The sequence below is a fragment of the Aetokthonos hydrillicola CCALA 1050 genome (assembly GCF_017591665.1).
Lineage (GTDB): Bacteria > Cyanobacteriota > Cyanobacteriia > Cyanobacteriales > Nostocaceae > Aetokthonos > Aetokthonos hydrillicola.
Window position 1 is genome coordinate 1 of record NZ_JAAKGC010000327.1, and the last position, 1917, is coordinate 1917.

At 44.4% G+C, this 1917-nt stretch carries 1 protein-coding gene; it reads right to left on the reverse strand.

The window, feature by feature from the left end; genetic code table 11:
• Positions 1 to 57 precede the first annotated feature (57 nt).
• Entirely contained in the window at positions 58 to 1725 is a 1668-nt protein-coding gene (locus G4P69_RS37520; RefSeq protein ID WP_208345356.1) for a peptidoglycan D,D-transpeptidase FtsI family protein, read from the reverse strand.
• Positions 1726 to 1917 lie beyond the last annotated feature (192 nt).

The window sequence follows — 1917 nt, forward strand, 5'->3', positions numbered from 1 at the left end:
GAGTCAGAATTCAGAATACACGCTCCTGACTCCTGAATTCTGACTCCTGTATTCTCTCTACTGGGGTACTTGAGTAGGCGCGAGCGGTCGTACACCCCTACTTGGTGGAATTTGTTCAATCGTAATTAAGGCTTCCATAACTGACTTAGCAATTGGCGCAGCAACAGTACCACCATAGACATTTTTGCCTTTTGGCTGATCTACTAGCGCAAGAACGACATACCGGGGTGATTCTGCTGGTAATATACCCAGAAAGCTGGTAATATAAGCACCGCTAATATAACCGCCACGCCCTGCTACTTGTGCTGTTCCAGTTTTACCAGCAATCCGGTAGCCTGGAATTTGTGACGCAGTACCAGTTCCTTCATCAACTACACTTTCCATCATTTCTACGACTTTTTGAGAAATCGCAGGTGAAAAGATTTGACGTGGCAATGAGCGAGTGGGAGTATAGTGTATTTGCCCGTTGCTGTCGACTAGCGCGCGAACTACATGAGGCGTAGTTAATTTACCCCCATTAGCTAAAGCACCAATCATTTGCAAAAGTTGTAATGGTGTTAAGGCAAAGCCTTGACCAAACGAAGTCGTTGCTGCTTCAACTGGTGAACCCAGAAATTGTTGTTGGCTTTTTAGCTGACTGCTGACAGCAAAAGGTAAATCTGTCTCAACAGTTTGCCCTAAACCCAATCTTTGTAACCAATTGTAGTAGACCAAGGGCTTTAATTTCTGGATAATTTGCACCATACCAACGTTGCTGGAGTATTGTAAAATTTGCGCTACGTTGATTAATCCAAAACGTTCTCCTTTTGCGTCTCTGAGGGTTCTATCAGCGACTTGAATATAACCAGGGTCATTGAACACATTTTCAGGTCTGATGACTCCAGCTTCAAGAGCGATCGCCACATTCAAAGGCTTGAAAGTTGAGCCGGGTTCATAAAGATCCGCCAGTGTCCAGTTTTTAAATAGAGAGATGTCGGCTTTGGAGTACTGATTAGGATTATAGGTAGGACGAGAGACTAGGGCTAGTAGAGAACCATCCCATGCATCCATAACAATTACCGTCCCACGTTTTGCACCGAACTTCTGCATCTGTTGTTGAAGGACGGAACCGGCTGTTCGTTGTAGGCGGTTATCAATAGTCAGTTGTAGTTGTAGGTCATCAAAGTGCAAAAAACCTTCTGGAGCATAATTTGGCATTAACGACCCATTACCTGTCCGACTTAACCGCACAGTTTGTACGGAACGTTCTAGTAGCTTTTCTTGGCTGTATTCTACACCAGCCTGACCTCGACGGTCTACATTGACGTAGCCGACAACCTCTGAAACCAAATCTTGTTGTGGGTAGAATCTAGAATATTTTTGAACGAATTCTAACCCATTGAGACGAAGTGCGATCAGGCGATCGGCAATTTCTTCTGGAAGGGCAGAAGACAGCAATATACCACTTTTTTTACCTTGAAACTTTTTCTCTAACTCACTTTGCTCTTGATCCAAGATTGGAGCGATCTGCGCAGCCATTTTTTCATTAGACTGCTCAAACAACTTAGGGTGTGCATACACTGTATAAACAGGACGATCAATTGCTAAGACATCCTTATTACGATCTACTATTGGACGGCGCGGTATATAAGGTCGCAAATTCACCATTTGCTGGCTTCGCGCCTTGTCTGTTAGCTTTTGGCCATTTACAATTTGCAAATTGTATAAGTTCCAAGCTAGACCCATTCCAGCAGCAATTAATACACCCCAAACAACAAAAATTCGAGATTTATGACCAAGTCTCTCCTGTGAGACGTTTCCTACACTAACGCGATCTTGTGGAGACGCCCCAGTGGGTGAGTTTCCTGACGTGGCATTATCTCCTAACAAACGTGACTGTCGCCCCACGCCAGAAGCTTGGGTTGGTTCTCTTTGTTG